At 69.5% G+C, this 5,060-nt stretch carries 6 protein-coding genes; 3 read left to right on the top strand and 3 right to left on the bottom strand.

Annotation, left to right across the window (positions count from 1 at the left end; genetic code table 11):
* Window positions 1–43: 43 nt before the first annotated feature.
* The 3 genes from DBR10_RS12225 to DBR10_RS12215 form a co-directional block, all read right to left on the bottom strand.
* Window positions 44–457, bottom strand: a complete 414-nt coding sequence (locus DBR10_RS12225) for an OsmC family protein (protein ID WP_108505454.1) — start codon at window positions 455–457, stop codon at window positions 44–46.
* A 76-nt stretch (window positions 458–533) separates the two neighbouring features.
* Entirely contained in the window at window positions 534–1,895 is a 1,362-nt protein-coding gene (locus DBR10_RS12220) for a cytochrome P450 (protein ID WP_108556367.1), read from the bottom strand.
* A gap of 102 nt (window positions 1,896–1,997) precedes the next feature.
* Window positions 1,998–2,201: a hypothetical protein gene (locus tag DBR10_RS12215; protein ID WP_108505453.1), complete on the bottom strand. Its 204-nt coding sequence runs from the start codon at window positions 2,199–2,201 to the stop codon at window positions 1,998–2,000.
* Window positions 2,202–2,478: 277 nt separating this feature from the next.
* On the opposite strand from DBR10_RS12215, the gene DBR10_RS12210 reads away from it, so the two are divergent.
* The 3 genes from DBR10_RS12210 (at window position 2,479) to DBR10_RS12200 (ending at window position 4,926) form a co-directional block, all read left to right on the top strand.
* Window positions 2,479–3,441 (top strand): acetyl-CoA carboxylase carboxyltransferase subunit alpha, encoded by a 963-nt coding sequence (locus DBR10_RS12210; RefSeq protein WP_108505452.1) that lies wholly within the window; start codon window positions 2,479–2,481, stop codon window positions 3,439–3,441.
* 18 nt (window positions 3,442–3,459) lie between these two features.
* Window positions 3,460–3,867 (top strand): lysozyme inhibitor LprI family protein, encoded by a 408-nt coding sequence (locus DBR10_RS12205; protein WP_108489883.1) that lies wholly within the window; start codon window positions 3,460–3,462, stop codon window positions 3,865–3,867.
* An 81-nt stretch (window positions 3,868–3,948) separates the two neighbouring features.
* Entirely contained in the window at window positions 3,949–4,926 is a 978-nt protein-coding gene (locus DBR10_RS12200) for an NAD(P)H-dependent flavin oxidoreductase (RefSeq protein ID WP_108505451.1), read from the top strand.
* Window positions 4,927–5,060: the final 134 nt, after the last annotated feature.

Genomic DNA, 5,060 nt, shown 5'->3' with positions numbered 1-5,060 from the left:
TCCCCAACCCTTCCCCCATCAAGGGGAAGGGGGCAGCCATGCCTCACCCCACCGTCGTCACCACCCGCGCCCCCTGGGTCAGCAGCTTGTGGATCGGGCACATCTCGGCGATGGCCAGCAGGCGTTCGCGCTGGTCGGCGTCGAGGTCGCCGTCGAGGGTGATCACCCGGTCGAAGCGTTCGGGCGGGCTCATGTCCGGCTCGCGGCTGCTGCGGACCTCCACATGCACCGCCCCGAGCGCCCAGGCCTTGCGCCTGGCGTAGAGGCGCAGGGTCATGGTGGTGCAGGCCGCCAGACCCGCCGCGACCAGATCGTGCGGATCCGGACCCAGGTCCAGACCGCCGGCCTCGACCTTGACGTCAGCGACCAGGCTGGTCGGGCCGGCGGTGACGAACATCTGCAGGCCGCCGTGGCCGCTGTCATCGGCAATGGCGGAAGGGCGGGGAGCGTCGGTCATGGCGGGGGTCCTCGTGGGCTCGACCCAAGCTCGGGTGTCCGGGCGGCTTCCGCAAGGGGCCATTGCCGGGACAGGCTCAGGCTGGTGTCAGACGGAACCAGGGCTCGACGCTGGGCGACGTCGTCACGCCACCGACCGGTATCATGGGGCGTCGATCGTCCAGGCCGATCTCGAACCGGGCCAGCAGCCGGCCGAGGATCACCTGGGCCTCGGCCAGGGCAAAGCTGGCACCGATGCAGATCCTCGGGCCGCCGCCGAAGGGCATGAAGGCCCCGTCGGTCCACGGCGCGGCCCGCCCCGCGAAGCGGTCCGGCCGGAAGGCCGCCGGCTCGTCCCACAGGGCGCGATGCCGGTGCATGACCCACGGGCTGACCGTGATCAGGCAGCCCGGCGGCAGGGTGTGGCCGAGGATCGTCTCGGTCTCGAGATTGGTGCGCAGGATCAGGCTGACGGGCGGATACAGCCGCAGGGCCTCCAGCAGGCAGGCCTTCAGGCGCGGCCAGGCCTGCAGGGCGGCGAGGCTGGTCATGGTCTCCGGCGGGGCGGCGGCGAGCTCGGCGCGAACCCTGGCCTGCTCGGCCGGATCGCGGGCCAGCAGATAGGCCGTCCAGAACAGCAGCCGCGAGGTCGTCTCAAACCCGGCGGCGATCATGGTCGCCGACTGTTCGCGGATCTCGGCATCGGTCAGCGGGTTGCCGGTCTCCGGATCGCGGGCCGCCAGCAGCAGGTCGAGCATGTCGCCGGCCGCTGCGCCGTCTGCCCGGCGGTCGGCGATCACCGCATCGACTTCCGCAAACCAGGCCCGGGCGAAGCGCCGCCGGGGGCCGAGCGAGAAGGCGAAGTCCTGCTCCTGCTTGGCCAGGCCGTCCCACAGCTGGGCGCGGCCCGGTCCGGACACGAAGGTCCGCACCATCCGGGCCATGCGGGCGCGGCGCGCATCGGCCGGCAGCGAGAACAGGGCCCGCAGCACCGCATCCAGGGTCGCCTCGTGAAACAGCGCCGACAGGTTCACCCGGGACTGGGCCGCAGCTGCGGCGATCAGGGTCTCGGCGGCGGCCGCGAAATGCGGCAGCAGGCCGCTGACATGGGCCGGGGTGAAGACCGGGGCCAGCATCCGGCGCTGGCGGCGCCAGGCCTCGCCCTCGGCCAGCAGCAGGCCCCGGCCCGTGAAGGGCAGCACGGGGCGAACGGCCGCGACGGGGCGGACGTGGCTGCCCAGCGGGGGCGAGAGCAGGGCGTGGGCCGCGTCCGGGTCATTGATCAGGAAACTGTCGATCCCGAGGATGCGGCGGCGCATTGCGGGCGCTTCGAAGGCCCGCTCGCTCCAGACCGCCAGGCTGTTGGCGGTCATGCCCGCCGCGACGCGCCAGTCCGGCAGATCGCGGGCATGGACCCTGGGGGCAGGCGGGATCAGGGCAGAGGAAACCTGGGCGTCCATGGCGGGCCTCCGGAAGCGGAGTCGCCGGGGAGGGCGCTCCGTCCGGAGCCATGGGATAGCACCGGATTCCGGGTGTCGCAATAATTCATCGAACGATGAAAATCAGGCTGCGGCGGCCCTGCGCTGGGCGGGTACGTCGAAGACGCGGGTCGCGCCGCGCCAAACCTCGATCAGGTCGCAGCGGTGGTGCATGTCGATCAGCTCGAAGGCGCGCCGGCGTGCAGCCTCATCGTCGAGACAGGGCGAAACGTCGAAGCGGGGAACCGAGCCGTCCGGCTCAACGCAGAAAAACGTGAACACCTGCATGGGAACATCCGTTCGCTACAGGCGGGTCCTGCCCATGTTCGATGGACGGGGGCCGCAGGCGCCGGTGTCATTCGCGACCGGCCAGATCTTAACCATAGGACCATATGTCGCGATTCACCACCGAAATGAGTCTTCAAAAGAGACTCTCTCGGACGACAGCTGGGGACGGTCATGTGGATGAATCCGTCACGGACCGTCCGGTTCCAAAGCCGGTTCCCTTTTGTCGCGTCTGCCACTAGGTTCGCACCCTTTCCGCAACGGCGACGTTCAAGAGACCATGGCCGCACATTATCTCGATTTCGAACGCCCGATCGCTGACCTGGAAGGCAAGATCGAGGAGCTGTCCAAGCTCTCCGAAACCGCCGGCCCGGGGGCCTTCGAGCTCGAAATCCAGGCCCTGCGCGATCGCGCCCAGGCCCTTCGGGTCGAGGCCTATGCCAATCTGGATGCCTGGCAGAAGACCATGGTCGCGCGGCATCCGCAGCGGCCGCACCTGCGCGACTATGTCGCCGGCCTGATCGACGAGTTCGTCGAGCTGCGCGGCGACCGCAAGTTCGCGGACGACCAGGCCATTGTCGGCGGCCTCGGCCGCTTCCGGGGCCAGCCTGTCGTGGTCATGGGCCACGAGAAGGGCCACGACACGACCACCCGCCTGAAGCACAATTTCGGCATGGCCCGCCCCGAGGGCTACCGCAAGGCCGTCCGCCTGATGGACATGGCCGAGCGCTTCAACCTGCCGGTCATCACCTTTGTCGACACCGCCGGGGCCTATCCGGGCCTGGGGGCTGAAGAGCGCGGCCAGGCCGAGGCCATCGCCCGCTCGACCGAGCGCTGCCTGACCCTCAACACCCCGATGATCGCCACCATCGTCGGCGAGGGTGGTTCCGGCGGGGCCATCGCCCTGGCCGGGGCCAACAAGGTGCTGATCCTCGAGCACTCGATCTATTCGGTGATCAGCCCCGAGGGCGCTGCCTCGATCCTGTGGCGCGACGGGGCCCGGGCCAAGGACGCGGCCACCCAGATGCGCATCACCGCCCAGGACCTGATCAAGCTGGGCATCGTCGACCGCATTATCGACGAGCCGGCCGGCGGGGCCCATTCCGATCACCCGGCCGCCCTCAAGGCCGTCGGCGATGCGATCGAGGACGAGCTGAAGGGCCTGCTGGCCCTCGACGTCGCCGCCCTGCGCAAGCAGCGCTCGGACCGCTTCTACGCCATCGGCCGCGTCGGCCTGCAATAGCCTGACGAGGATGAGCCGATGCTGCTCCGGACGCTGCTGATCGCTGCTGCCCTTCTGACCTTTGCGCCGGCCGCGGCCCGGGCCGAGGACGGCGTCGCCTACAGCCCGGCCTACGAGGCCTGCCTGGCCAAGCCGGAAAACGACAATACCCTGGGCATTCTCAAGTGCGGCGAGGCCGAGCTCAAGGTTCAGGACGCCCGTCTGAACAAGGCCTACAAGGCCGACATGGCGGATCTGGCCGACGCGGCGCCCGCCAAGGCCGCCCTGCTGAAGGCCCAGCGGGCCTGGATCGCCTATCGCGACGCCGATTGCGCCACGGTCCAGATCCTGAGCGGCGGCACCATCGCCCCGATCTATTTTCAGTCCTGCTATCTGAAGCACACGGCGCTGCGGGCCCAGGCGCTGGAAGACCTGCTCAAGCCCTGATCGCCGGCACGATCGCCTCTTGCCTGCCGCAAGGGTCAATCCGCCATAGTCTGAAAAAACCAGACTGGGAGGCTTAAGGCCATGGCGATCAAGACCCGTTTCACCGAGCTTTTCGGCGTTGAGCACCCCATCGCCCAGGGTGGCATGCAGTGGGTCGGCAAGGCCGAGCTGGTCAGCGCCGTGGCCAATGCCGGGGCGCTGGGCTTCATCACCGCCCTGACCCAGCCGACGCCCGAGGAGCTGGCCAAGGAGATCGCCCGCACCCGCGACCTCACCGACAAGCCGTTCGGCGTCAACCTGACCATCCTGCCGGCCATCAAGCCGCCGCCCTATGCCGAATACCGCGCGGTGATCATCGAGAGCGGCATCAAGATCGTCGAGACCGCCGGCTACAAGCCGCAGGAACATGTCGACCACTTCCGGGCCAACGGCGTGAAGGTGATCCACAAGTGCACCGCCGTCCGTCACGCCCTCAGCGCCGAGCGGATGGGCGTGGATGCCATCAGCATCGACGGCTTCGAATGCGCCGGCCACCCGGGCGAGGACGACATTCCTGGCCTGATCCTGATCGCCGCCGCCGCCGACAAGGTGAAGATCCCGATGCTGGCCTCGGGCGGCATCGCCGATGCGCGCGGCCTGGTGGCGGCGCTCGCCCTCGGGGCCGACGGCGTCAATATGGGCACCCGCTTCTGCGTCACCCAGGAGGCTCCGATCCCGATGGCTTTCAAGGAGCAGATGGTCGCCAATGACGAGCGCCAGACCGACCTGATCTTCCGCACCCTGCACAACACCGCCCGGGTGATGCGCAACGCGGTCAGCCAGGAGGTCGTGCAGATCGAGCGGGCCGGCGGGGCCAAGTTCGAGGACGTCCAGCACCTGGTGGCCGGCAGCCGCGGCCGCGACGCCCTGGCCGAAGGCGACACCGATGGCGGCATCTGGTCGGCCGGCATGGTCCAGGGCCTGATCCACGACATCCCCACCGTCAAGGACCTGGTCGACCGCATGGTCGCCGAGGCTGAAGCCATCATCCGCGGCCGCCTGTCGGGCATGGTGGGGTAGGGAAGCCCCGCTCTTCCGCCCCCTTTGGGGGCGGACGACCGGCGTGAGCCGGCCCGGTGGGGGCCTGCGGAGCCGGCCGGTATGCACCTGAAACTTGCCCCCTCCGGGCCGCTTCGCAGCCCTCCTCCCCCGGG

The organism is Caulobacter sp. HMWF025, from assembly GCF_003060965.1.
Lineage (GTDB): Bacteria > Pseudomonadota > Alphaproteobacteria > Caulobacterales > Caulobacteraceae > Caulobacter.
The sequence above is the reverse complement of the archived record's forward strand: the minus strand, read 5'-3'. Positions and strand labels throughout refer to the sequence as shown.

Coding starts and splice junctions, on each gene's coding strand:
- DBR10_RS12225 (WP_108505454.1), bottom strand. CDS start 457: ATGACCGACGCTCCCCGCCCTTCCGCCATTGCCGATGACAGCGGCCAC.
- DBR10_RS12220 (WP_108556367.1), bottom strand. CDS start 1,895: ATGGACGCCCAGGTTTCCTCTGCCCTGATCCCGCCTGCCCCCAGGGTC.
- DBR10_RS12215 (WP_108505453.1), bottom strand. CDS start 2,201: ATGCAGGTGTTCACGTTTTTCTGCGTTGAGCCGGACGGCTCGGTTCCC.
- DBR10_RS12210 (WP_108505452.1), top strand. CDS start 2,479: ATGGCCGCACATTATCTCGATTTCGAACGCCCGATCGCTGACCTGGAA.
- DBR10_RS12205 (WP_108489883.1), top strand. CDS start 3,460: ATGCTGCTCCGGACGCTGCTGATCGCTGCTGCCCTTCTGACCTTTGCG.
- DBR10_RS12200 (WP_108505451.1), top strand. CDS start 3,949: ATGGCGATCAAGACCCGTTTCACCGAGCTTTTCGGCGTTGAGCACCCC.